The 22,576-nt window shown below is 65.2% G+C and carries 18 protein-coding genes; 10 read left to right on the top strand and 8 right to left on the bottom strand.

Annotated elements, in window-relative coordinates; all coding sequences use genetic code 11:
• Positions 1-19 precede the first annotated feature (19 nt).
• Positions 20-1,006, bottom strand: coding sequence for a TAXI family TRAP transporter solute-binding subunit (locus tag ACEW8N_RS11160; RefSeq protein WP_373499900.1), 987 nt, complete (start codon positions 1,004-1,006; stop codon positions 20-22).
• Positions 1,007-1,330: 324 nt separating this feature from the next.
• On the opposite strand from ACEW8N_RS11160, the gene ACEW8N_RS11155 reads away from it, so the two are divergent.
• The 7 genes from ACEW8N_RS11155 (at position 1,331) to ACEW8N_RS11125 (ending at position 10,584) form a co-directional block, all read left to right on the top strand.
• The gene (locus ACEW8N_RS11155; RefSeq protein ID WP_373499899.1) at positions 1,331-5,074 is read left to right on the top strand and encodes a nitrate reductase subunit alpha; all 3,744 of its coding nucleotides are present in this window, start codon (positions 1,331-1,333) and stop codon (positions 5,072-5,074) included.
• A complete protein-coding gene (narH, locus tag ACEW8N_RS11150) occupies positions 5,064-6,494 on the top strand; it encodes a nitrate reductase subunit beta (protein WP_373499898.1) in 1,431 nt (476 codons plus the stop codon). The genes ACEW8N_RS11155 and narH overlap by 11 nt, the downstream gene beginning before the upstream one ends.
• A gap of 19 nt (positions 6,495-6,513) precedes the next feature.
• Positions 6,514-7,065 (top strand): nitrate reductase molybdenum cofactor assembly chaperone, encoded by a 552-nt coding sequence (gene narJ, locus ACEW8N_RS11145; protein ID WP_373499897.1) that lies wholly within the window; start codon positions 6,514-6,516, stop codon positions 7,063-7,065.
• A 1-nt stretch (position 7,066) separates the two neighbouring features.
• Positions 7,067-7,738, top strand: a complete 672-nt coding sequence (narI, locus tag ACEW8N_RS11140) for a respiratory nitrate reductase subunit gamma (protein ID WP_373499896.1) — start codon at positions 7,067-7,069, stop codon at positions 7,736-7,738.
• A gap of 45 nt (positions 7,739-7,783) precedes the next feature.
• Positions 7,784-9,079 (top strand): nitrate/nitrite transporter, encoded by a 1,296-nt coding sequence (locus ACEW8N_RS11135; RefSeq protein ID WP_373499895.1) that lies wholly within the window; start codon positions 7,784-7,786, stop codon positions 9,077-9,079.
• An 84-nt stretch (positions 9,080-9,163) separates the two neighbouring features.
• Positions 9,164-9,559, top strand: a complete 396-nt coding sequence (locus ACEW8N_RS11130) for a VOC family protein (RefSeq protein WP_373499894.1) — start codon at positions 9,164-9,166, stop codon at positions 9,557-9,559.
• A 35-nt stretch (positions 9,560-9,594) separates the two neighbouring features.
• Positions 9,595-10,584, top strand: a complete 990-nt coding sequence (locus ACEW8N_RS11125) for a hypothetical protein (RefSeq protein WP_373499893.1) — start codon at positions 9,595-9,597, stop codon at positions 10,582-10,584.
• Positions 10,585-10,603: 19 nt separating this feature from the next.
• Here ACEW8N_RS11125 and ACEW8N_RS11120 read toward each other — a convergent pair whose 3' ends face one another.
• From ACEW8N_RS11120 to ACEW8N_RS11100, 5 genes are all read right to left on the bottom strand, one after another.
• Positions 10,604-11,905, bottom strand: coding sequence for a metal ABC transporter permease (locus tag ACEW8N_RS11120; RefSeq protein WP_373499892.1), 1,302 nt, complete (start codon positions 11,903-11,905; stop codon positions 10,604-10,606).
• Between the two features lies 1 nt (position 11,906).
• Positions 11,907-13,388: an iron chelate uptake ABC transporter family permease subunit gene (locus ACEW8N_RS11115; protein WP_373499891.1), complete on the bottom strand. Its 1,482-nt coding sequence runs from the start codon at positions 13,386-13,388 to the stop codon at positions 11,907-11,909.
• Positions 13,385-14,272, bottom strand: a complete 888-nt coding sequence (locus ACEW8N_RS11110) for a metal ABC transporter ATP-binding protein (protein WP_373499890.1) — start codon at positions 14,270-14,272, stop codon at positions 13,385-13,387. The genes ACEW8N_RS11115 and ACEW8N_RS11110 overlap by 4 nt, the downstream gene beginning before the upstream one ends.
• Positions 14,273-14,372: 100 nt before the next feature.
• Positions 14,373-15,365: a metal ABC transporter solute-binding protein, Zn/Mn family gene (locus tag ACEW8N_RS11105; RefSeq protein ID WP_373499889.1), complete on the bottom strand. Its 993-nt coding sequence runs from the start codon at positions 15,363-15,365 to the stop codon at positions 14,373-14,375.
• Positions 15,362-16,255, bottom strand: coding sequence for a DsbA family protein (locus tag ACEW8N_RS11100; RefSeq protein WP_373499888.1), 894 nt, complete (start codon positions 16,253-16,255; stop codon positions 15,362-15,364). The genes ACEW8N_RS11105 and ACEW8N_RS11100 overlap by 4 nt, the downstream gene beginning before the upstream one ends.
• A 263-nt stretch (positions 16,256-16,518) precedes the next feature.
• Between ACEW8N_RS11100 and ACEW8N_RS11095 the strand changes: the two genes are divergently transcribed.
• Both ACEW8N_RS11095 and ACEW8N_RS11090 read left to right on the top strand, forming a co-directional pair.
• Complete coding sequence (locus ACEW8N_RS11095; RefSeq protein WP_373499887.1) at positions 16,519-16,812, top strand: hypothetical protein; 294 nt, start codon at positions 16,519-16,521, stop codon at positions 16,810-16,812.
• Positions 16,779-17,699: a DMT family transporter gene (locus ACEW8N_RS11090; protein ID WP_373499886.1), complete on the top strand. Its 921-nt coding sequence runs from the start codon at positions 16,779-16,781 to the stop codon at positions 17,697-17,699. The genes ACEW8N_RS11095 and ACEW8N_RS11090 overlap by 34 nt, the downstream gene beginning before the upstream one ends.
• Positions 17,700-17,938: 239 nt before the next feature.
• Here ACEW8N_RS11090 and asd read toward each other — a convergent pair whose 3' ends face one another.
• Positions 17,939-19,057, bottom strand: a complete 1,119-nt coding sequence (gene asd / locus ACEW8N_RS11085) for an aspartate-semialdehyde dehydrogenase (protein WP_373499885.1) — start codon at positions 19,055-19,057, stop codon at positions 17,939-17,941.
• A 494-nt stretch (positions 19,058-19,551) separates the two neighbouring features.
• On the opposite strand from asd, the gene ACEW8N_RS11080 reads away from it, so the two are divergent.
• The gene (locus ACEW8N_RS11080) at positions 19,552-20,613 is read left to right on the top strand and encodes a 3-oxoacyl-ACP synthase III family protein (RefSeq protein WP_373499884.1); all 1,062 of its coding nucleotides are present in this window, start codon (positions 19,552-19,554) and stop codon (positions 20,611-20,613) included.
• Positions 20,614-20,624: 11 nt separating this feature from the next.
• Here ACEW8N_RS11080 and ACEW8N_RS11075 read toward each other — a convergent pair whose 3' ends face one another.
• Complete coding sequence (locus tag ACEW8N_RS11075) at positions 20,625-22,400, bottom strand: YgiQ family radical SAM protein (RefSeq protein WP_373499883.1); 1,776 nt, start codon at positions 22,398-22,400, stop codon at positions 20,625-20,627.
• Positions 22,401-22,576: the final 176 nt, after the last annotated feature.

The raw sequence follows: 22,576 nt of genomic DNA, 5'->3' as shown, positions 1-22,576 counted from the left end.
GTCCCGCGCCGCTCCGGAGTCAGGGCTTCAGCATCTCCTTGACGGCATCCAGCACCGGGTTGGGTTCGGAAGGCTCCTGGGGTGCCGTCATCGTCGTTTTTCCAATGTGCTTGACCACGCAGGCATACTGCTCCCAGCCCTTGAGGGGATAGTCCAGGTCGACGGACTTCCATTTCGGGTGACCGTTGGCTTTGAGCCAGTCCATATTGTCCGCCAGAATCCCCGCGAACCTGCCCACGAGGTCACAGTTCGACCCGCGAAATTCGTAGGAGATCAGCACGGCCTTGACCGCCACCGTCGGCACCGCGCCGGGCTGCCATGCATAGCTGTTGGCCGGGATATCCGCCTCCGGATAATACTCGACGATGCTTTTGTCGCGGATCGGGATGAGGGCCAGGGCGTCTTCCGCCGCCACCTTTTCCGTGAACAGCTTGACGGGAACGCCGGCCACGTAGAACATGGCGTCAACGGCCCCCGCCTTGAGCTGGGCCAGGGCCTCGTCGGTGCCCACGGTCAAAATCTCGGCCGGTTTGACGCCGGAGACCTCAAAGAGAAGATTGGCGGTCAGGTAGGTGCCGCTGCCTTCCCGGTCCACGGCCACGCGTTTTCCCGCCAGGTCTTTGAAGTCGGCGATCCCCTGCCGGCCGAGCAGGTGAACCTCCTCATTGTAGAGGGGAAACACCATCTTTGTTTTCTCCGCGATCCTCGCCAGGACCGGATTGCTGCGTACCTTGGCCACGAAGGCTAAAACATCGGACTGGACAATGCCCATCTGGGTGCGGGGCCGCTTGAAGACGGCATAGATGTTCTCGATGGATCCCTTGGAATTGTAGACGCTGAGGTTGATCCCTTTTTCTTTTGCCAGTTCCTGAAGGTTGAGCCCGAACTGATAGTAGGTGCCTTTTTCTCCGCCGGTGATGAGGCCGAGATCCTCGGCAAAGGCGGCACCCGCCGCCAGAATGAGAAAAAACAGGGTCCCAACGATCGCTTTAACCGATGTTTTCATGACGCCTCCTCTTCCCGTGTCTGTCATTGATCAATTGTTTTTTGTCTCTCTGTACCTGAAAGCGAACCCTGCTGTAAACATAAAACTGGGTTCACCGGGAATTGGCGCTGGACCTGCCGGAGGGCTCCTTATTTCGTCGATAGGATTTGACTTAAGTCAAAGAAAGGATTTATGGTCCATGATAATTCTCCATCCAAAGGCTCGTGCGCGCATCCTAACCGTTAACCGCGAAACGCCGGCGCGAATTTTTGCTTTCTAATCAAAACCCGTTCAGGTTTCCCTGGTTCCGCGTCGGAATGTTTCGCCCTCTTCCAGGAGGTGGCGATGTCTGTCAGAGACTTCATGAACCGGCTTCGTTTTTTCCGGCCCCGCAGCTCCGGTGAAGGTTGCCGCGAGTCCCGTGTTTCGGGCGGCTGGGGGGAAGCCCGCTGCGGGCAGCGGTCATGGGAGAAGTTTTATCGCGACCGGTGGCAGTACGATAAAAAGGTGAGGTCCACCCACGGCGTCAACTGCACCGGCTCCTGCTCGTGGGACGTCTACGTGAAAAACGGGATCATCGTCTGGGAGACCCAGCGCACCGACTACCCCGACTGCGGGGAGGGGTTCCCCAACCACGAACCCCGGGGCTGCCCCCGGGGAGCGACCTTCTCCTGGTACACCTACAGTCCCGTCCGCCTCAAGTATCCCCTGATCCGTGCCTCCCTTCTGACGCTCTGGCGCGATGCTCTGGCTGCCCACGGGGACCCCGTCTCGGCGTGGCGCGACATCGCGGAGAACCCTGAAAAACGGGGGCGGTTCCAGCGGGACCGCGGCAAGGGCGGGTTCGTCCGCCTCTCCTGGGACGAGGCCGCGACCCTCATCGCGGCGTCCCTGGTCCACACCATCCGGCGGTACGGGCCCGACCGGATCTTCGGCTTCACCCCCATCCCCGCCATGTCCATGGTCTCCTACGCCGCCGGCGCCCGGTTTCTCTCCCTCATCGGCGGCTCCCTCATCAGCTTCTACGACTGGTACTGCGATCTTCCCCCGGCCTCCCCCCAGATCTGGGGCGAGCAGACGGACGTGCCCGAGAGCGCTGACTGGTATGAATCGACCTACATGATCGTGTGGGGCACCAACCTGCCCATGACCCGGACCCCCGACGCCCATTTCTTCACCGAGGCCCGCTACCGCGGCGCCCGGGTCGCCGCGGTGGCGCCGGATTACGCCGAATACGTCCGGTTCGCCGACACCTGGCTCCCGGCCCGGGCCGGAACGGACGCGGCCCTGGCCCTGGCCATGACCCGCGTGATCGTGAAAGAATTCTATATCGACCGCCCGTCCGGCTATTTCACCGGCTACGCCAAACAGTACACGGACCTTCCCTTTGCGGTGGTCCTCGATCCCTCGGGCGATACCCTGGTCTCCGGCCGTTTTCTGAGGGCCGCCGACCTGGGGGCGGAGGCGGCCCATCCCCTCTGGAAAACCGTTTTTTTCGACGGCCGGACCGGAGCCTGGGTCGTCCCCAACGGCAGCATCGGCTTCCGGTGGGACGAGGCCGGCGGCCGGTGGAACCTTCACCTGAAGGATTCCCGGACCGATGCGCCGGTGGACCCCCTGCTGAGCTATGCCGGCGAGGCCGACCAATGGCGGACGGTGACGCTGCCCTATTTCGACGCGGGCGGCCCCGGGACGCGGACCGGACGGGTGCCGGTGAAGTCGGTCCCGACGCCCGATGGCGAGCTTGTCGTGACCACGGTCTTTGACCTCATGGCCGCCCACCTGGGCATCGCCCGGGGGGAGGACGCCGGGGAGGGGAGCGGCAATCCTGCAGGCGATGACGACCCTGTCCCTTTTACCCCGGCCTGGCAGGAGCCGATCACCGGCGTACCCCGAAAGGATGTGATCCGCGTGGCCCGGGAGTTTGCGGAAAACGCCGACAAGACCCGGGGCCGCTCCATGATCTTCCTGGGCGCCGGCACCAACCACTGGTACCACAGCGACATGATCTACCGGTGCATCATCAACCTGACGACCCTCTGCGGCTGCCAGGGGGTCAACGGCGGGGGGTGGGCGCATTATGTGGGGCAGGAGAAGGTCCGGCCCCAGGCGGCCTGGTCCCAGGTGGCCTTCGGCCTCGACTGGAGCCGCCCCCCGCGCCAGCAGAACGGCACCTCGTTCTACTATTTCGCGACGGACCAGTGGCGCTACGACACCCTGGGCGCCGAGAGCATCCTCTGGCCCATGGCGGGTCCCGGAAAACCCCGCCACATGGCGGACTACAACGCCGTCGCGGTCCGGCTCGGATGGCTGCCCTCCTACCCCCAGTTCAACCGGAACCCCCTGGAGGTCTGCCGGGAGGCGGCGGAGAAGGGCGCCGCCTCCGACGCCGGGATCGTCGCCCACGCCGTGGAGCAGCTCAAGGACGGCTCCCTCCGCTTCGCCGTGGAGGACCCGGACCACCCGGACAACTTCCCGCGGGTCTTCTTCCTCTGGCGGGCCAACCTTCTGGGGGCCAGCGGCAAGGGGCATGAATATTTCCTCAAGCATCTGCTGGGGGTGGAAAACGCCGTGATGAACACCGAAAGCCCCTTCAAGCCCCGGGAGGTCCGCCTGCGGGAGCCGGCGCCCGAGGGCAAGCTGGACCTTTTCGTCACCCTGGAGCTCCGCATGTCCACCAGCGCCATGTACGCGGACATCGCCCTGCCGGCGGCGGGATGGTACGAGATGCACGACCTTTCCACCACCGACATGCACCCCTTCATCCATCCCTTCAACCCGGCGGTCGACCCGCCCTGGGAGGCCCGGACCAACTGGGACCAGTTCCTGACCATCGCCTTGAAGTTTTCCGAGCTGGCGGCCGTTCACCTGGGGGAGATGCCGGACCTGGTTGCCACACCCCTCCTCCACGACAGCCCCGGCGAAATCGCCCAGCCGGATGTCCTGGACTGGCGAAAGGGCGAAACCGAGGCGGTGCCGGGAAGGACCCTGCCCCACCTTACGGTGGTCCGCCGGGATTTTGCCGGCGTCCACAAGATGATGACGGCGCTCGGGCCCCTGGTCCACACGGCCGGCCTGGGGTCCAAGGGCGTCGTCTGGTCGGGGAAGGCGGAATACGAGGCGCTTTCGGAAAGGCTCGGCACGGTGGCGGCCCCCGGAAAGACCCGGGGTATGCCCTCCCTGGCCACCGGCAGGCAGGTGGCCGAGGCCATCCTCCACCTCGCGCCCGAAACCAACGGCGAAACCGCGGTCAAGGCCTGGGCCGGGCTCGAAAAGAGGACGGGGCTCTCCCTCTCCCACCTGAGCGAGGCGCGGCGGGGAGAGGCGTTCTCCTTCAGCGACATCACGGCCCAGCCCCGGAAGATCATCACCTCGCCGGTCTGGAGCGGAATCGAATCCGAAAGCCGGCGGTATTCCCCCTTTGTCATCAACATCGAGGAGAAGGTGCCCTTCCGGACCCTCACCGGCCGTGCGCAGTTTTACCAGGACCACCCGTGGATGCGCGATTTCGGGGAGGGGCTGCCCCTCTACCGTCCGCCCCTCAACCTGAGGCCGGACCACGGTGACCCAAGCCTCTCGGCATCCCTGGGCAGGATGGCCCCGGGCACGGCGCCTCAGGGCGGGAACGCCCTGGTTCTCAATTACCTCACGCCCCATTCCAAATGGTCGATCCACAGCACCTATTCCGATACCCTCACCATGCTGACCCTCTTCCGGGGCGGCGAGGCCATCTGGATCAGCGACGCGGATGCCCGGACCCTCGAGGTGAAGGACAACGACTGGCTCGAATGCTTCAACGAAAACGGCGTGTTGATGGCCAAGGCCGTGGTGAGCCACCGGATCCCCCCGGGGAAGGCCTTCATGTACCACGCCCAGGAGCGGCTCATCAACACGCCGGGGTCGAAGCTCTCGGGAAAGCGGGGCGGCACCCACAACAGCGTGACCCGGATCATGGTCAAGCCGACCCACATGATCGGGGGATACGCTCAACTCAGCTACGGCTTCAACTATTACGGCCCCGTCGGGTCCCAGCGGGACGAGGTGATCGTGGTGCGGAAGGCCGGGGAGGTGGAATGGTATGAAGATTAAAGCCCAGCTATCCATGGTGCTCAACCTGGATAAGTGCATCGGGTGCCACACCTGCAGCATTCCGTGCAAGAACGTCTGGACCAACCGCAAGGGCGCGGAATACATGTGGTTCAACAACGTGGAAACCAAGCCCGGCATCGGCTACCCGAAGGAATGGGAGAACCCGTCGATCTCCAGGGGCGGCTGGGTGATGGAAGACGGCCGGCTCCGCCTCCGGGCCGGGGGTCGCATCCACAAGGCGGCCCGGATTTTCCACAACCCGGATCTGCCCGTCATCGACGATTACTACGAACCCTGGACTTATGACTACGAAGCCCTGGTCACGGGGCCCGGGAAAAAACACCAGCCCGCCGTCCGCCCCAGATCCCGGATCACCGGGGACCCCATGAAGATCCAGTGGGGGCCCAACTGGGAGGACGACCTTGCCGGCGTGTGCGAGACCGGGGCCCGGGATGTCAACTTCGCCGGCCTCGACCATGCCGTCTACCTCACCTTCCAGCGGGTTTTCATGCTTCACCTGCCCCGGCTGTGCGAGCACTGCCTCAACCCGGCCTGCGCGGCCTCGTGCCCGTCGGGGGCGATCTACAAGCGGGACGAGGACGGGATCGTCCTGGTCGACCAGGAGCGGTGCCGGGGGTGGCGGTACTGCGTGTCCGGATGCCCCTACAAGAAGGTCTATTTCAACTGGAAGACCGGCCGGTCGGAGAAGTGCATCTTCTGCTACCCGCGGATCGAAGCGGGGCTCACGACCCTCTGCGCCCACAGCTGCGTTGGGCGGATCCGCTACGTGGGCGTGGTCCTCTACGACTCGGACCGCATCCGCGAGGCCGCGGCAGCCGAGACCGACCCGGCGGTCTATCCGGCCCACCTGGACCTGTTCCTGGACCCCTCGGACCCGGAGACTGCGGCGGCGGCCCGGGACCAGGGCATTCCCGACCACGTGATGGCCGCGGCCCGCCGCTCGCCGGTTTTCCTCCTCGCCAAGACCTGGGGTCTGGCCCTGCCGCTCCATCCCGAATTCCGGACCCTGCCCATGGTCTGGTACATCCCGCCCCTGAGCCCGGTCGCAGCCGCGGCCTCGGCCGCTTCGGAGGCGGTGGAGACAGCCGTCGACAACCTCAGGATCCCGGTCCGGTACCTGGCCAACCTGCTGGCGGCCGGCGACGAGGCGCCGGTGCGGAACGCCCTGAAGCGCCTGACCGCGGTCCGGGCTTACATGCGGACGGTTCGCGTGGAAGGAAAACCCGACGCGGAGATCCCCGCGTCCGTGGGGCTCGATCCCGAAAGCATCCACCGGATTTACGAACTCCTGGCCATCGCCAGGATCGAGGACCGGTTCGTCGTGCCCACGGCGTTTTACCCGGATGGGAGCCATCGCCATGCGGCCCAGGGGTGCGCCGGGTTCCCCGAGTGCCGTTGATGTGAGAAAGGAGTCTGCCATGACCGAAAACGATCGGATGCAACTCAAGGTGATAGGGTTCCTGCTCGAATACCCGGACGCCGCATGGATGAACGCCCTGGCCGGCCTGGATGGGGTCGTGGCGGCCCTGGAGGACGGCAGGGGGCGGCAGGCCCTGCGGCGTTTCCTGGGCTATGCCGGCGGCACCCCCGGGATCCGGCTCCAGGAAACCTACACCGCCGCCTTCGACCTCAACCCGTCCGCGAGCCTCAACCTGTCCTATCATCTCATGGGGGACAGCGAGGACCGCGGCAAGGCCCTGGCCGGCCTTCTCGGAGTGTATCACCGGGAGGGCTACGACGTCGCCGCCGGCGAACTCCCGGACTACCTGCCCATGGTGCTGGAGTTCCTGTCGGTGTGCCCCGAGCCCGAAGGGGCGGACCTGCTCTGGTCCTGCCTGGGAAAAGTTTCCACGCTGGCGGCGCACCTGGAAGAGGAGGGGCATCCCTATGCGGGGCTTCTGGGGCTTGCGGCCGACATCCTGCGGGGACGGGGATGCGGCACCCCTTCCGCAGCGGAAAAGGAGGCCTGACATGGAGATGGGCAATACACTGGCATTCCTGGTTTTTCCCTATATCGCCCTTGCGCTTTTCACGGCGGGCCACGCCTACCGGTACGTGACCGACCGGTACGGCTGGAACGCGAAATCGAGCGAATTCCTGGAAAAGGAGAACCTCTTTTTCGGGGTGACGATGTTTCACTGGGGCGTGCTCCTGACCCTCGCGGGGCACGCGGGGGGGCTGTTGATTCCCCAGCGTCTCTTCGACGCCGCGGGCATCGACGCCGCGGCCCACACCGCCATCGCCTTCTACAGCGGTCTTGCGGTGGGCCACGCGGCATTCATCGGCGCCGTCCTGCTCCTCTTCCGGCGGATCTTTTTCCGGCGGATCCGGCGCACCACCACCCTGAACGACGTTGTCACCCTCCTGGCCCTGATCTTTGTCTCGGGGGTGGGCGTCTTCAATGTCCTCTTCGGCCATTATGACCTCCTGTACACCGTGGCGCCCTGGATCCGGGGGATTGTGACTTTTGCGCCCGATCCGATGCTGATGCGGGACGTCCCGGTGAGCTACAAGATCCACATTTTGAGTGCCTTCGCCCTGTTGGCCTTTTCGCCATTCAGCCGTCTCGTCCACATCTGGAGCGCCCCCGTCGGGTATTTTTTTCGAGGATGGATCCTGTTCCGACGGAAGGTCGCGGAGTAGGGGCAGCGTGAAGGAATCTCATCGCAAGCGTCGGAGGGGTTTCCCATGAGTGAAGCAGAAAAGGCTTGTTACGCGGTGTCCAGCCCCAGGATGGCCCTGATTTGGACGACGGTCGCCTTTTTCGGCGGATTCGCCGGGGTCTCGGCTTTCGGGCCCATCGTGAGCCAGCTCAAACAGACCATGGCCATGAGCCCCATGCTGGCGGGCTTCCTGGCCGCCAGCCCGGCCCTGACCGGGTCCCTGCTCCGGATCCCCTTCGGCGCCATGGTCGACCGGACCGGCGGCAAGAAGCCCATTCTGATCCTGCTTCTTCTGGCGGCGGCCGGCATCGCGGGGATCATCATGATGTTTCACCGGGCGGCGGCGCCCGGGCCCGGGGATTACCCGTTTCTCCTGTTTTTCGGCATGCTGTGCGGGTGCGGCATCGCCGTCTTCTCCGTGGGGGTCCCCACGGTCTCCTACTGGTATCCCCAGCGGCGTCAGGGGGTGGCCCTGGCCGTGTATGCGGGCCTCGGAAACCTGGCGCCCGGCCTCTTCGCCCTGCTGCTGCCCGCCATGGTCACGGCCCTGGGCTTCACCCGGTCTTACCTCGTCTGGCTGGGAATGCTGGGCATCCTGACGGGGCTGGTCGTTATCTTCATGAAGGACGCCCCCTATTTCCAGTACCGGGAGATGGGCATAGAGATCGATCCGGAGGCCCTTTTCCTCACCTGCGGGGAGGAGCTGGTCCCCTCGGGAAAGGCCTTCGCCTCCGTGCGCAAGGCGGCCCTGGACTGGCGTACCTGGTTCCTGACCTTCTTCTATTTTGTCTCCTTCGGCGGGTTCATCGCCCTCACGGTCTGGCTCCCCACATACTGGACGGAGCTTTTTGCCGTGGGCATGGTCAGGGCCGGCCTGCTCACGGCCGCCTTTTCCCTCTCCGCCAGCCTGCTGCGGGTCGCGGGAGGCGTCTTTTCGGACCGCGTCGGCGGCGAGCGGACGGTGCTGATCTCTTTTGTGGCCGTGGCCGCGGGCGCCCTGGTGATGATGGCCGCCGGCCGGTCCCTGCCGGCGGCCTTCTCGGGCCAGATGCTCCTGGCCCTGGGGATGGGGATCGCCAACGCCGCCGTATTCAAGCTCGTCCCCAAATACAGCCCGACGGCCGTGGGCGGGGCGGCCGGCATTGTCGGCGGGCTGGGCGCCTTCGGCGGATTCGTGATCCCTCCCCTCATGAGCCTCTTCGTCAAATGGAACCCCCATGCCGGATATGCCCGGGGCTTTGCGGTGTTCCTGATCTTCTCGGTGGCATCGATTGCGCTGTTCCTCTATCTCGACCGGCACGCTCCGGGCGGGAAGCGTTGATTTCGGGCCGGGCGGGGCCGGGAAACCGCTTGGCGTGCTCATTTTGATTGTATACCGTCCACCGGTTGGGTGCAGGGAGAAGAGATGACCGGAAATCGCGTCGGCCGCATGAACACCATTCTTTACTGCCGCAGTTGGGAGGCCGCCGTCGGGTTTTACCGGGACGTCCTGGGGCTTCCCATCCGTCTGGAAACCGACTGGTTCGTGGAATTCGGCGTGGACGGCGGGGCCTTCCTGAGCCTCGCCGACGAGGGCCGCGCCGCCGTGAAAAGCGCCGGGGGCGGAGGCATCACCCTCTCGTTCCAGGTGGCGGATGCCGCCCTGTGGCACCGCCGTCTCGAACGCCGGGGCATCGCGGTCGACCCGATCCGGCGCCGCTGGGGCGCCCGGGCTTTCTTTTTCCGCGACCCCGAAGGCCACCGGATCGAGATCTGGCAGCCGGAGCCTTTGACGCCCGGCCATGGTCAACCCATCCCGTGATTCGGAACCTGTACCCCCATGATAGGAGGAATCCCATGCCCATCCCCGGAAATCTGCTGACCACCGCCATGGCCTCGGCCCTCTCCCTCGACGTGCCCTTCTGGCCCCAGCTCCCCAACTACAGCTATTACGAGGACATGTATGTCCAGGCCGCGGAGCACTTCCCCGGCATCCTCCTCGACGTGGAGAAGCGGACCCTCCGGTTTTCCCTGGAAAAATTCATCGCTGAAGTCGAAGAAACCCTGGCCCGCTTCGACGACCCATCCTATTTCGACATCAGCGAGACCTACTCCGCGGTCTACCACCGGTTTCTGGCCCTGGCCCTCGCCGACCGGCCCGCCATCCGGGGGCAACTCGAAGGCCCCATCAGCTTCGGGTTCAATATCACAGACGAGAACGACCGCCCCATCCTCTTCGACGATACGGTCCGGCCGTTCATGCTGGAGTTCATGGCGAGGCGGATCAACGTCCAGCTCGACCGGCTCCGGGCGGTGAACGCCAACGCATTCATGTTCGTGGACGAGCCGGGGCTCCAGTTTCTCTTCTCGGCCCTCTCCGGTTACGGCGACATCAAGGCCAAGGGGGACATGGACGAGTTCTTTGCCATGATCGACCGGCCCCGGGGCATCCATTTGTGCGGCAACCCCGACTGGGATTTTCTTCTGGGCCTGGACCTCGACGTCCTCTCCATGGACCTCTACACCAACCGGGAGATCTTCGCCGCCTACGGGCCGTCGATCCGAAGATTTCTGGACCGGGGCGGGGTGATCGTCTGGGGCATCGTGCCCACGGGCTTCGAGGCGTTTGCAAAGGAAGACATCCCTTCCCTCACGGCCCAGCTCGAAGGCGTCTGGGAGATCCTCGGGAAAAAGGAGATCGACCGGGACTTCCTGCTCTCCCGGAGCATGCTCTCGCCCGCCACCTGCTGCCTCGTCAATCCGGACCGGGACAAGACCGTGGACCGGGCCTTTGGCGTGGTGAAGGAGATGTCCCTGCGGCTCAGGGAAAAATACCGCCTGGCGTGACGCCCGCCCCGGGAGGATGTCAGTCGGGGATCTTCCGGTCGTGGGGGTCGCGCTCCGGGCGGCCCGCGGCGCGGTGCAGTTCCTCCTGCATCGCAGGATCGGTGACATGCTCGAGGCGGTGGGCGGACTGGTGGACCGAGGCCATGCAGAAGCCCATCCTGTCGCAGAGATAGGATTCCCAGAGGCGGTGGGAGCGGATGATCCCCGCGCTCTCCCCGAGTCCGGCGTCGGTGAGTTCGAAGCCCATGGCCCGCCGCCGGATCCGCCTTGTCCGCAGGAGGTCCCAGACCGCCAGCCGGACCGCGGCGCCCTGCTTCAGCGCGTCCGAAAGCTCCCGAATCCCCAGTGCCCCGGCATCGGCCGGGGCCACCTCCTGAAACCTGTAGAGGAGGCCCATGACGTCGTCCCGGACGATCCGGAGGGAGAGCATCCCCTGGCGGAGCATCCGGCTGACCAGCCCGTAGCGGGGCGCGAAGAGGAAGGCCGAAATAAAGATCAGCCCGGCGACCACCGCCATCATGCCGGCGGTGCTCGTGTCCCGGAACCCGAACCAGACGGGCACCGTGATGGCCGCGAGGTGCCCGAAAAAGGCGCACATGGCTGCGATGACGAGGCTCAGCGCCAGAAGCGCCCACAGCCGGTCGGTGAGGAGATGAGCGGTGGCGCCCGGGATGATCAGCATGGCGATGACGAGGATGCTCCCGACGCTCTCGAAGGAGGCGATGGTCGTGGCGGCGACCAGGGTCATGAGGAGGTAGTGCATGAGGCCGGCGCTGATGCCGATGGTGGTGGCCAGGGCCGGGTCGAAGGAGGTGATCTTGAACTCCTTGTAGAAGAGGAGGACGAAGCCCGTGTTGACCGCCAACATGGCGGCGTTGGTGACGGCGGCCCGGGGGATCTCCATGCCGAAGAGGCCCATGACGTCCAGGGGCGTCAGCTCGATGGCCCCGTAGAGCACGCAGCCGGGGTCGAGGTCCACGTGGTCGGCGGCCTGGCGGATGAGGATGAGGCCCAGGGCGAAGAGGGTCGTGAAGATGACCCCCATGGAGGCGCCCTTGTCGAGTCCGCTCAGTTTCACGACGGCCTGGACGAGGAAGGTGGTCAGCACCCCGACGGCGGTGGCGCCGACCAGCATGGGCAGGCTTTCGCGGCTTCCCGTGAGGATGAAGGCCACGGCCAGGCCGGGCAGCACCGCATGGCTGATGGCATCGCCCATCATGCTCATCCGGCGGAGGACGAGGTAGGCCCCCAACAGGGCGCACGACATGGCGGAGAGTGCTGCGGTGATGACGATCCAGGTATCGATGAAGGTCCATTCCATATCAATCGGCTCCCCCCTGCGGCGCGATGGGATGCGGGCTTTCGGGGAGGGCGTCTCCGGGCGCCGCAGGCAGCATCCTCTCCAGCGTCCGGATCATCTCCGGGTCCAGGATGTGTTCGATTTCGTCCGCGCCCCAGTCCACCTGACCGGGGGCGATGTCCGCGTGGGTGATGAGGTAGGCCTCCCAGAGGCGGTGTTTGCGGACCACGTGGCGGGCGGCATCCCACCCCTCGGCCGTCAGCATACAGGATTCCGGAGGGTCCCGGCGGACGAGCCCTTCGGCTTCGAGCCCGGCCAGGGTCCGCCGGAGCAGGCCCGCCGTCCATGACCTGCGGGCCTGCATGACGCCGAAGGGCACGCTCCGGAGAAGGCATGCGTCGGGAGTTTGGCTGTCGCTGCAGGACTCGATCCATTCGTACAGGGCGCGGAGGAGGTTTTCCCGGGCGATTTTCCCCTTGAGCCGGTGCCGCTCCAGCCCTGTTTTGAGCAGGCCCCGGGCCGACCCCAGGACCATGCTGACAAAAAAGACAGCGGACGCCGTGAGCACGATGACCGCGCCGGCCGGAAGATTGGCCATGAGGGCGCTGATCCCCGACCCGACAAGCCCGGAGGCGGCGCCGAAAAGGCCCGAGAGCCAGAGCATGCGGCGCAGGTTGTGGGTCCAGAACCTTGCTGCGGCCGGCGGAATGATGAGCAGGGCCACCACCAGGATGAGCCCCACGGCCTGGAGGCCGATGACCGTCACGACGATCGCGAGAGACATCATGAGGAAGTCGAGGCGGGTGACCGGCCATCCCTGGGCGGCGGCATATTCCCCGTCAAAGCAGATCAGGGTGAATTCCTTGAAGAAAAGGATACAGAAAACAGCCGATATCAGGGCCGCCGCGGCGATGAGGACCGCATCGAGAAAGAGCATGGAGGCGGTCTTGCCGTAGATGAAGGAGTTGAGCCCGGCGGCGTTGCCCGAAGCCATCCGGGTGGCGATCCCCATGAGGGCGATGCCCAGCCCGAAATAGCTGCTCAGCACGATGCCCAGGGCCGCGTCGTCCTTGAGGCGCGAATGCCGCTGGATGAGGATGACCGAGGCGGTCCCGAGGACGGAGAAGACCGCGGCCCCCGCGATCAGCCCGATGAGATTTTTGCCGTCGCCGCCCAGGGCCGTCATCAGGATGAAGGCCAGGGCGATGCCCGGAAGCGTCGCGTGGCTCAAGGCGTCGCTCAGGAGCGCCCGCTTCCGGAGCAGGAGGAAGGTCCCCACCAGGCCGGCGGCCATCCCCAGGAAGGCGGTGCCGATGATGACGACCCGGGTGTTGTAGTCCCGGAGGGTCAGCACCCGAAAGATCTCCTGCCAGGTCGGCCACTCCGGAAAGGGATTCGAGAGCCCGGCGGCGCGGGCGGTTTCCGGCAGCGCCGGCAGCAGCGCCAGAAGCCCCGCCCACAGGATCCAGCCCACGGGGGGCCTGCGGCCGCGCCTGCCCGTCATTCCATCGTCCCTTTCGTTCCCCTGGGCAGCCGCGGGTCCTTGGAGAGTTCGTAAAACGCCTGGGACAGGAGCGTCAGCCGCCCGCCGTAGGTCTTTTTCAGGTTCTCCTCGGTGAAGACCTCCTCCGTCGGCCCGTGGGCCACCACGCGCATGTTGAGGAGCACCACGTGGTCGAAATAGGTGGGCACGGTCTGCAGGTCGTGGTGGACCACCACGCAGGTCTTGCCCGATGCCTTGAGGTCTTTCAGCAGGGCGATGATGGCCTGCTCGGTGGCGGTGTCGACCCCCGCGAAGGGTTCGTCCATGAGATAGATCCGGGCGTCCTGGGCCAGGGCCCGGGCCAGGAAGATGCGCTGCTGCTGTCCGCCGGAGAGCTGGCTGATCTGCCGGTCGGCGTAGGCGGCCATGCCGACCTTTTCCAGCTCCACGAGGGCTGCGCGGCGGTGGGTTCGGGTGACGGGCCGGAGCCAGCCGATTTTGCGGTAGAACCCCATGGCCACCACGTCCAGGGCGTTGACCGGAAAATCCCAGTCCACGCTCTCCCGCTGGGGCACGTAGCCCACGAGGTGCCGCTGGGATTCGTAGGACTTCCCGTAGATGGAGATCCGTCCGGAAGCCCGGGGCACCAGGCCCAGCACCGCCTTGATCAGGGTGCTCTTTCCGGCGCCGTTGGGGCCGACCACGGCGATGAGCCGCCCCTCGGGCAGGGTCAGCGCCACGTCCCACAGCACCGGCTTTCGCTGGTAGGCGACGGTCAGGTCTGTGACGGCAAGGGGCCAGAGGGTGTCTGACATGCCGCCGGACGCCTCATCGGCACGGGTTTCGGATGGATGCGCCTGCGGCTGATGGGCGGTGTCTTTGTCGGCGGTTTCGGGGCGGGGCATGTGCGCGACCTCATGTTCCGCCCGCGGGCTTCAGCAGAGGCCCGTCGGGGATAGGGTGGTGGTGTCGGCCGTGGGGCCGCCGGACCAAAAATGAACGATGTCACCGGGGGGGCGTGAGCTTCCCCTGCATCCCGGTTTCCGGGGCATCGCCGCCCAAAGCCCGGGCGATCAACGTGACGTTGTGGTCGATCATGCCGACGTAGGTGCCTTCGTAGGTGCCGGCCTTTCCCATGGCGTCCGAGAAAAGCTCTCCGCCGATGCGGACAGAATGCCCCCGGGCCTTCGCGCCCTCGATGAGGGCCTTGACGTTCTTGTCGGAGACGCTGGACTCCACGAAGACGGCGGGGATCTTCCGCCGGACGATGTCGTCCACGATGCGGTTGATGTCCTTGAGGCCGGCTTCGGACTCGGTGGAGACGCCCTGGATGCCCATGACCTCGATGTTGTAGGCCCGGCCCATGTAGTTGAAAGCGTCGTGGGCCGTGACCATCACCCGCTGGTCTTCGGGGATGGAGGAAATGACCTTCCGGGCGTAGTCGTCCAGGGTCTTCAATTCCAACAGATACCGTTCGGACCGGGTCTGATATTCGGCGGCGTTGGCGGGGTCGAACCCCGTGAGGGCGTCCCGGACCACCCGGACGGCCTTCATCCAGCCCGAAACATCCATCCAGACATGGGGGTCTTGGTGGCCGGTCTGGGCGGTGTGGATCAGGTCCGCCTGCTTCAGGCGCTCGGTCACGGCAACCACTGGCCGGCTCCGCCCCACCTTGGCCAGGATCTCCGTCATCTGACCCTCCAGGAGCAGCCCCGCGTAAAAGACGATATCGGACCGCAGCAGCATCGCCACGTCGCTCCTGGTAGGGCTGTACATATGCGGGTCGACGCCGGCGCCGATGATGCCCGTGACCTCGGCCCGGTCCCCCGCGACCTCGCGGACGATGTCGGCGACCATCCCCACGGTCGCCGTCGCGCGGAAGGGGTAGCTCCCCTCATAAGCAAAGGCCTGCGGGAGAAGGCATCCGGCCGTCACCAGCAGCACCGCCACCAGGGTGCGGCCCGCGGCAAGGGCCTGAGGCGGGGGCATGCGGTTCATGGCGTATCCTTCGGTACGGCGGCCGCCGGTTTCTCCTTGGCGAGGATCTCGTTGATCATGTCGGGGAGTTTTCTGAACTCCCGGTTGTCCAGTTTCTTCCCGTTCAGGAAGACCGTGGGTGTTCCCCGGACGTCCATTTCCTGCCCCTCCTGCATGTCCTGGAGGATCCGCTCGTGGCTTTGGGGCGAGCTCAGGTCTTTTTCGAACCGCTCCCGGTCCAGCTTCAGGCTGTCGGCGATCTCACGGATTTTCTGGTCGTCGAGGGCGGCGTGGTTCTGGAGCAGGGCCGCGTGGAATTCCCAGAATTTTTCCTGGTTGGCGGCGGCCAGGGCGGCCATGGCCGCCGGATAGGCGTTCCGGTGGCTGGGAATCGGGAAATGCTTGATGACCAGTTTGACCTGGCCGGCATATTCTTTCACCAGCATGTCGAACCGGGATTCCAGCCGGGAGCAGTAGGGGCATTCGTAATCGTCGAACACGGCGATGACGGCCTTTGCGTTTTCATCGCCCCGAAACGGGCGGTTTGCGGTGTTGATGTCGTAGATGCGGTCGACCTTCAGGATGTCGAGCCCGGGGGGATCGTCGCCGAAAAGGATGAGCCGGCTTTCCTCGAGGGGGGTGAGGCGGGTGAAGCGTTTTTCGACGGCGATGCGGTCGATTTCCTTGCCGTCGGTGCCCGAGTAGATGATGACCTCGCCGGGGGTCAGGGTGAAGATCATCCGGCCGTCGGGCGATGCGGCCGTATCCAGGATCCGGGCCGGCGAATCGATTTTGAGGAGATGTTCGAACACCACGCCGGCATGGACCGCGGCGGGGGAGATGCAGGCGAGCCCCCCCGCGGCGGCGAGCACGGCGAGAAAGCGGATGGTCTTCAGTTGGTTGCGGATCATGGAGGTTCCTCTTTGGTTTCCTGGGGTTGCGGCGCGCCGTCTGTCGGATGACGCGGGAAAGGGTATCATACATCCGCCGGGTTTACAAATTTCATTTTTTCCTTCGGCGGAAGCGGGCCTCTGGCGCCGTGAAACGGCGTGCGGCGGATTCCCCCTTTCTCCGACGCCGGGAAGTGTGATATCGACTGGGGCAGGATGCGTCCGGAGGGAGGGGTACCGCCCCGGAGGGCGCCGGATGAGGACCGGATGAGGAGAGGATCCGAATGTCGGGATTTCAGGAACTGCTGGTGATCGTGCTGATCATTGTGGCCATCGTTTTCATGCCCCGGATCGTGCCCCGGAGGGGCGAACGCCCGGCCCCCGGGGGCAGGCCCCGGAAAGCGCTTTCGGGGCGGATGCGCCTGGGGATCGCCTTTTCGGTGTTTTACATCGGGGGGATGGCCGCCTGGCTTGTCCCCTGGCAGTCGGATCCCCTCGCGTTCCTGTGGGCGGGGGTGGGGCCGGTCCTCGCGGGATGGCTGATATGCTGGGTCGCGGCAGGGTTCCCCGGGCGATGACCCAGAACACCCCAAAGGGGATCCTGCTCTTCCTGCTCGCCACCGGCTGCATCGTGCTGATGAACACCTGCGCCAAGATGTGCAGCCGGGTCCACGGGCCGGTGGAACTGGTGTTCTACCGCGGAGTGGTGGCCCTGGCCATTCTGGTGCCCTTCATGATCGCGACGCGGCCCCTGTCCGTATTCAAGACCCGGCGCATCCGGGTCCACCTCTGGCGCGCCTTTCTCGGAAACGTCGGCGTCGGTCTGATTTTCTGGGCCTACGCCCTGCTGCCCATGGCCGACGCCACCTCCCTCCTGTTCGCCGCGCCGCTGTTTGTCACCGCCCTGTCGCCGGTTTTCCTCGGAGAGCGCATCGACCGCTGGCGGTGGGTCGCGGTCATCATCGGTTTCGGCGGCATCCTGATGATCGCCCGGCCCTCGGCCGGGATATTCGCCGACCCCGCATCCCTCATCGCCGTGGGCGGGGCCTTTTTCGGGGCGATGGTCGATATCACCCTCCGTAACCTGGGCCGGACCGACGATCCCCTGACCACCGTGTTCTATTTTATCCTGATCGGCGTCGCCATCTCCGGGCCCTACACCCTGTTTTTCGGCGCCCCTCCCACCCCGGACCTGCTCCCCTGGATTGCGGGCGTCGGCATCTTTTCGGCCATCCAGCAGGTCGCCAAAACCACGGCCTTCGGGCTGGCCGAGGCCTCGGTGCTCGCGCCTTGCGGCTACAGCGCCGTCATCTGGGCCACCCTGACGGGATGGATCTTCTGGCAGGAGCTGCCGGGGGCTTCCGTCGCCGTTGGAACGGTGGTGGTGGTGGCCAGCAACCTGGCCATTGCATGGCGGGAAAGACACAGCCGTCCCGGGGCCTGCCGCATCCCCCGGGGCGTCTGAGCTTCTCCGCGGAGACCGTGGCTGTGAGGTTTTGTTAGCGGGATCCGCGAAAATATGGTAGACTCATAATAGATCTTGTTCTTTTCACCCGACACCAAGGAGGATTGCCATGGCAAAAGCGAGGGATACCAAGAAAGAGGAAAAAAAGAAGCCTGCCAAGACCATCAAGGAGAAACGGAAGGAGAAGCAGGAAAAGAACAAGGAGAAATAGTCCGCCGGCTTGAGCGCCGGCGGTGTTTTCAGGCCATGTGTTCGAGCAGGATCCGAAGCATCCGGCGCAGGGGTTCGGCGGCCCCCCACAGAAGCTGGTCTCCCACCGAAAACGCCGTGAGGTAGGTCGGCCCCAGGGTGAGCTTGCGCAGCCTGCCCACCGGTACGGTCAGGGTGCCGGTGGCCGCGGCGGGCGTGAGTTCCCGCAGGGTGACCTCCTTTTCATTGGGGACCAGCTTCACCCACGGGTTGTGGGCGGCGATGAGCCCCTCGATGTCCGACAGGGGCACATCGCGGGTCAGTTTGACGGTGAACGCCTGGCTGTGGCACCGCATGGCGCCGATGCGCACGCACTGCCCGTCGATGGGCACGGGATTGGCGATGCGGCCCAGTATCTTGTTGGTCTCCGCATACCCCTTCCACTCCTCCCGGGTCTGGCCGTTCTCCATGGCCCGGTCGATCCACGGGATCAGGCTGGCGGCCAGGGGGGCGCCGAAATTTTCCGTGGGAAAGCCCTCCTTGCGGATCGTCTCCGTGACCTGGCGGTCCAGATCCAGGATCGCCGCGGCGGGGTCGGACAGCAGCCGGGCCGACGCGGTCCCGACGGCCTGCATCTGGAGGACCAGCTCCCGCATGTTTTTGGCGCCGGCGCCTGACGCCGCCTGGTAGGTCATGGAGGTCATCCACTCGATCAGGTTTTTTTCAAACAGCCCGCCCAGGGCCATGAGCATGAGCGAGACGGTGCAGTTCCCGCCGATGTAATCCCGGATGCCTCCTGCCAGGGCCTCGTCGATCACCCGGCGGTTCACCGGGTCTAAGATGATGACGGCGTCGCTTTTCATCCGGAGGGTGGACGCCGCGTCGATCCAGTATCCCCGCCAGCCGCGCTGCCGCAGCTCCGGATGGCATTTCTGGGTGTAGTCGCCCCCCTGGCAGGAGAGGATGATGTCCATCTCCGAAAGACGCTTCAGATCATGGGCGTCTTCCACCGGGGGGGCGTCGCGGCCGATCTCCGGCCCTTTCCGTCCGACCTGGGAGGTCGAGAAAAAGAAGGGGTCGCACCCTTTGAAATCGTCCTCCGCCAGCATCCGGCCCATCAGGACCGAACCGACCATCCCCCGCCATCCGATTACGCCAACCCTTTTCATGACTGCCCCCCATGTTCCTTGAAAAATGGCCGATAGACCCGAACCGTTCCCGGGCGTTTTTTCAGAGAGAGGCCATTCTGATCCAATCCGAGGCAAAAATCAAGCTTTTGATACACCCGCAAAAAGCCGCATCACATGGGCTCCGGCGGCCCCGGGAGTCGGATGTACGCAAAAAAGCGTATTGATCCCTATGTACATTATGGGTAATTTTCTTTATAAAGGCATCAGGATCATGATGCCGGCCGTGCGATCGCCCGCGGGACGGCGCGCGCAGGGCCGATGTGCGGGATCCCCATCTCCAAGGCCAACGGCAGGCTGCCCGCGGAAGGCTCAGGCCCCGGGGGATGCGCAGCGGTTTCAATGGACGGTGGAAAATTTTCCCCGGGCAGCGCAGCATCGATGCCCAACGTGAATACTATCGGTTGCGGGTTGGCACACTGACCGGAAAGGTGGCAGAAAGACATCCACACATAAGGAGGCCGACGGTTTCAATCATGGCAAATTCGATTATAACTAGAACGGGTAGTTATATTCCGACATCGCGGATACCGAACACCCATTTTCGCAACCGCGAGTTTTACGGCGCCGACGGGGTGAGGCTGGAGAAGCCGAACGCCGACATCATCCTCAAACTCCAGGAGATCACGGGCATCCGGGAGCGCAGGTATGCCGCGGATGACCAGAACACCTCCGACATCGCCTTTTTCGCCGCGGAAAAAGCGCTTGCGGGCATCGACGCGGAAAGCCTCGACTACATCATCGTCGCCCAGAACCTGGGGGATATCTCCCCGGGCAACATCCGTGCGGATATGGTCCCCACCATCGCATCGCGGGTCAAGCACCGCCTCAGGATCAAGAACCCTTACACAGTGGCCTATGACATCCCCTTCGGCTGTCCGGGGTGGCTGCACGGCATGATCCTGGCGGACTACTACATCAAATCCGGCGACGCCGCGAAGGTGCTGGTCATCGGGGCGGAGATCCTGTCGCGGGTGTCGGACCCCCATGACATCGACAGCATGATCTTCGCCGACGGCGCCGGCGCCGCCCTGGTGGAGGCGACCGATCAAGACGCCGGGATCGTGGCCCACCTCACGAGGACCGATGCCGTCGACCACGCCTATCTGTTGAGGCTCGGCAGGTCCTACAACCCGGACCATCCCGGAAACGAACTCTACATCAAGATGGACGGTCACGACATCTACAAGTATGCCCTGAAAACCGTCCCCGAGGCGGTCAAGAAATGCCTGGACAAGGCGGGGCATTCCCTCACCGACGTAAGGAAGGTGCTGATCCACCAGGCCAATGAAAAAATGGATGCGGCGATCCTGGCGAGGCTTTTCAAGCTCTGCGGGGTCAACCATATCCCCGACGGCATCATGCCCATGACGATTTCGTGGCTCGGGAACAGCTCCGTCGCGACCCTTCCGACGATGCTGGATCTGCTCTACCGGGACGCCCTGGACGGCCACCGTGTCGAATCCGGGGATATCGTCGTCTTCGCCTCGGTCGGCGCCGGAATGAACATCAACGTCATGGTGTACAGGATGCCCTGACGCACGCGGCGTTACCGGCCCCGCCGCTTCAGGCGGGCCTCCCCGGCGGGGCTGACGGCGGCCTTCTGCCGATCCTTTGCGGCGCGGTTTTTTTCCACGAAGATGCCTGCGCCCGTGAAGGGGTCTTTTTCCGTGTGGTACATGAGGGTGGACCAGGTGGCGGGGGTGGGGGTGAAGATCTGAGTCTGCTCGGGCAGGAGCCTGAGCCGCTTTTCAGCGAAGGCCCGGAGCTCCCCCATGTCCGCCTGGGTGCAGCCGGGGTGGGCGGCCATGAAATAGTAGGTCAAAAAGAGGTTGAGGCCGTTTTCTCGCTTCAGGCGGTCGAAGCGGCGGATGAATTCTTCCAGGGCTTCCCGGCCGGGCTTTCCCATCCCCCTCAACACCGAATCCGTGACATGCTCCGGCGCGATCTTGAGCTGCCCCGAGACATGGTGCCGCAGGATTTCCGTGAGATACCGTTCCCCGTGTTTCCGGTCGCTCAGGATCAGGTCATAGCGGATGCCGCTGGCGATGAAGACCCGGCGGATCCCCGGGAGGGCCCTCAGGCGTTCGAGGAGACGGATCTGCCGGTCGTGGCGGACGGGCATCGTCCGGCAGACCGCCGGGAACAGGCAGCTTCTGTCCGAGCAGGCCCCTTCCGCCTGTTTTTTCCGGCATTCAATCCCGTACATGTTCGCCGTGGGGCCGCCCACGTCCGGGATGATCCCCTTGAATTCCGGATGGGCCGTGAAGGACTGCGCCTCGCGGAGGATGGATGTCTCGCTCCGGGAGACGACGTGCCGTCCCTGGTGGACCGAAATGGCGCAGAACCGGCACTCGCCGAAGCAGCCCCGGTGGGTCGAGAGCGCGAAGCGGATGGTGTCTGTGGCCGTGACGGGGCCGTCCTGGCGGTGGAACGGGTGAACGTCCCGGGCATAGGGCAGCTCGTGGACCCGGTCCAGGGCCTCGGGGGAGAGGGGGAAGGGGGGCGGGTTCTGGACTAGGTAGCGGGTGTCCTGCTTCTGATAGAGGCGCCGGGCCGTAAACGGGTCGGCATTCTCGTAAAAGCGCCGGAACATGCGGGTGAAGGCGTCCTTGTCCCGGCTTGCGTCGGCATGGTCGGGAAGGGCCGCATCCTGGCCCGGAAATGCCGGAACGGGATCGGGAATGCCGCGGCTGATGTAGCAGACGCCCCGGATGCCGCGGACGGCATCGCCTGCCGCGTCCGCGCCGCCCCGGAGGGCCGCGGCGACTTCCAGGACGGTTTCCTCGGCCATGCCGTATGCCAGGAGGTCCGCCCGGGCGTCGAAAAGGATGGAGCGCCTCACGGCATCGGACCATGCGTCGTAATGGGAAATGCGCCGGAGGCTCGCTTCGATGCCGCCCAGGACGATGGGGCGGGTCTGCTTGAAATGGCGCCGGATGAGGTTGGCGTAGCTGATGACGGCACGGTCGGGCCGCCGGTTGTTGACGCCGCCGGGGGTCAGGTCGTCCTGCTTCCGCCGCTTCCCCGAGGCGGTGGTGTTGGCCACCATGGAGTCCAGGCAGCCGGCGCTGACGCCCCAGAAAAGCCGGGGTTCGCCCATCCGGGTGATATCCCGGCTGCTTACGGTGTCGGGCTGGGCAATGACGCCCACCCGGTAGCCCGCGTCCATGAGGACCCGCGCGATAACGGCCGTACCGATGAAGGGGGAGTCGATGTAGGCGTCCCCCGTAACGAGGATCACGTCAAGCCGGTCCCATCCCAGGCGGATGGCCTCTTCCCGGGTGGCGGGCGGAAACGTCGGGGCGGCGGGGGGCGGTTTCATGGCGTCATCCCATCTCAAGATCCGGCAGTCATTAAGACAGGGCAGTCGCGTGTTCGCGTGCCTGTGACAACATGGGTCCGGCAGTGGATCAGATCAAGAGGGAAAATATCCATTGCGGCCCGGGCCGGCGGCATCAGGCGGTCCCGCCGGCGGTCGGCCGCAGGGGTCAGCGCGCC

The organism is Desulfococcus sp., from assembly GCF_041737845.1.
Classification (GTDB): domain Bacteria; phylum Desulfobacterota; class Desulfobacteria; order Desulfobacterales; family Desulfococcaceae; genus Desulfococcus.
Note: the sequence above shows the minus strand (reverse complement) of the source record. Positions and strands in the feature narration are given on the sequence as shown.

Excerpts from the sequence above, each read along its gene's own strand:
- ACEW8N_RS11160 (WP_373499900.1), bottom strand. The coding sequence starts at position 1,006 with ATGAAAACATCGGTTAAAGCGATCGTTGGGACCCTGTTTTTTCTCATT.
- ACEW8N_RS11155 (WP_373499899.1), top strand. The coding sequence starts at position 1,331 with ATGTCTGTCAGAGACTTCATGAACCGGCTTCGTTTTTTCCGGCCCCGC.
- narH (WP_373499898.1), top strand. The coding sequence starts at position 5,064 with ATGAAGATTAAAGCCCAGCTATCCATGGTGCTCAACCTGGATAAGTGC.
- narJ (WP_373499897.1), top strand. The coding sequence starts at position 6,514 with ATGACCGAAAACGATCGGATGCAACTCAAGGTGATAGGGTTCCTGCTC.
- narI (WP_373499896.1), top strand. The coding sequence starts at position 7,067 with ATGGAGATGGGCAATACACTGGCATTCCTGGTTTTTCCCTATATCGCC.
- ACEW8N_RS11135 (WP_373499895.1), top strand. The coding sequence starts at position 7,784 with ATGAGTGAAGCAGAAAAGGCTTGTTACGCGGTGTCCAGCCCCAGGATG.
- ACEW8N_RS11130 (WP_373499894.1), top strand. The coding sequence starts at position 9,164 with ATGACCGGAAATCGCGTCGGCCGCATGAACACCATTCTTTACTGCCGC.
- ACEW8N_RS11125 (WP_373499893.1), top strand. The coding sequence starts at position 9,595 with ATGCCCATCCCCGGAAATCTGCTGACCACCGCCATGGCCTCGGCCCTC.
- ACEW8N_RS11120 (WP_373499892.1), bottom strand. The coding sequence starts at position 11,905 with ATGGAATGGACCTTCATCGATACCTGGATCGTCATCACCGCAGCACTC.
- ACEW8N_RS11115 (WP_373499891.1), bottom strand. The coding sequence starts at position 13,388 with ATGACGGGCAGGCGCGGCCGCAGGCCCCCCGTGGGCTGGATCCTGTGG.
- ACEW8N_RS11110 (WP_373499890.1), bottom strand. The coding sequence starts at position 14,272 with ATGCCCCGCCCCGAAACCGCCGACAAAGACACCGCCCATCAGCCGCAG.
- ACEW8N_RS11105 (WP_373499889.1), bottom strand. The coding sequence starts at position 15,365 with ATGAACCGCATGCCCCCGCCTCAGGCCCTTGCCGCGGGCCGCACCCTG.
- ACEW8N_RS11100 (WP_373499888.1), bottom strand. The coding sequence starts at position 16,255 with ATGATCCGCAACCAACTGAAGACCATCCGCTTTCTCGCCGTGCTCGCC.
- ACEW8N_RS11095 (WP_373499887.1), top strand. The coding sequence starts at position 16,519 with ATGTCGGGATTTCAGGAACTGCTGGTGATCGTGCTGATCATTGTGGCC.
- ACEW8N_RS11090 (WP_373499886.1), top strand. The coding sequence starts at position 16,779 with ATGCTGGGTCGCGGCAGGGTTCCCCGGGCGATGACCCAGAACACCCCA.
- asd (WP_373499885.1), bottom strand. The coding sequence starts at position 19,057 with ATGAAAAGGGTTGGCGTAATCGGATGGCGGGGGATGGTCGGTTCGGTC.
- ACEW8N_RS11080 (WP_373499884.1), top strand. The coding sequence starts at position 19,552 with ATGGCAAATTCGATTATAACTAGAACGGGTAGTTATATTCCGACATCG.
- ACEW8N_RS11075 (WP_373499883.1), bottom strand. The coding sequence starts at position 22,400 with ATGAAACCGCCCCCCGCCGCCCCGACGTTTCCGCCCGCCACCCGGGAA.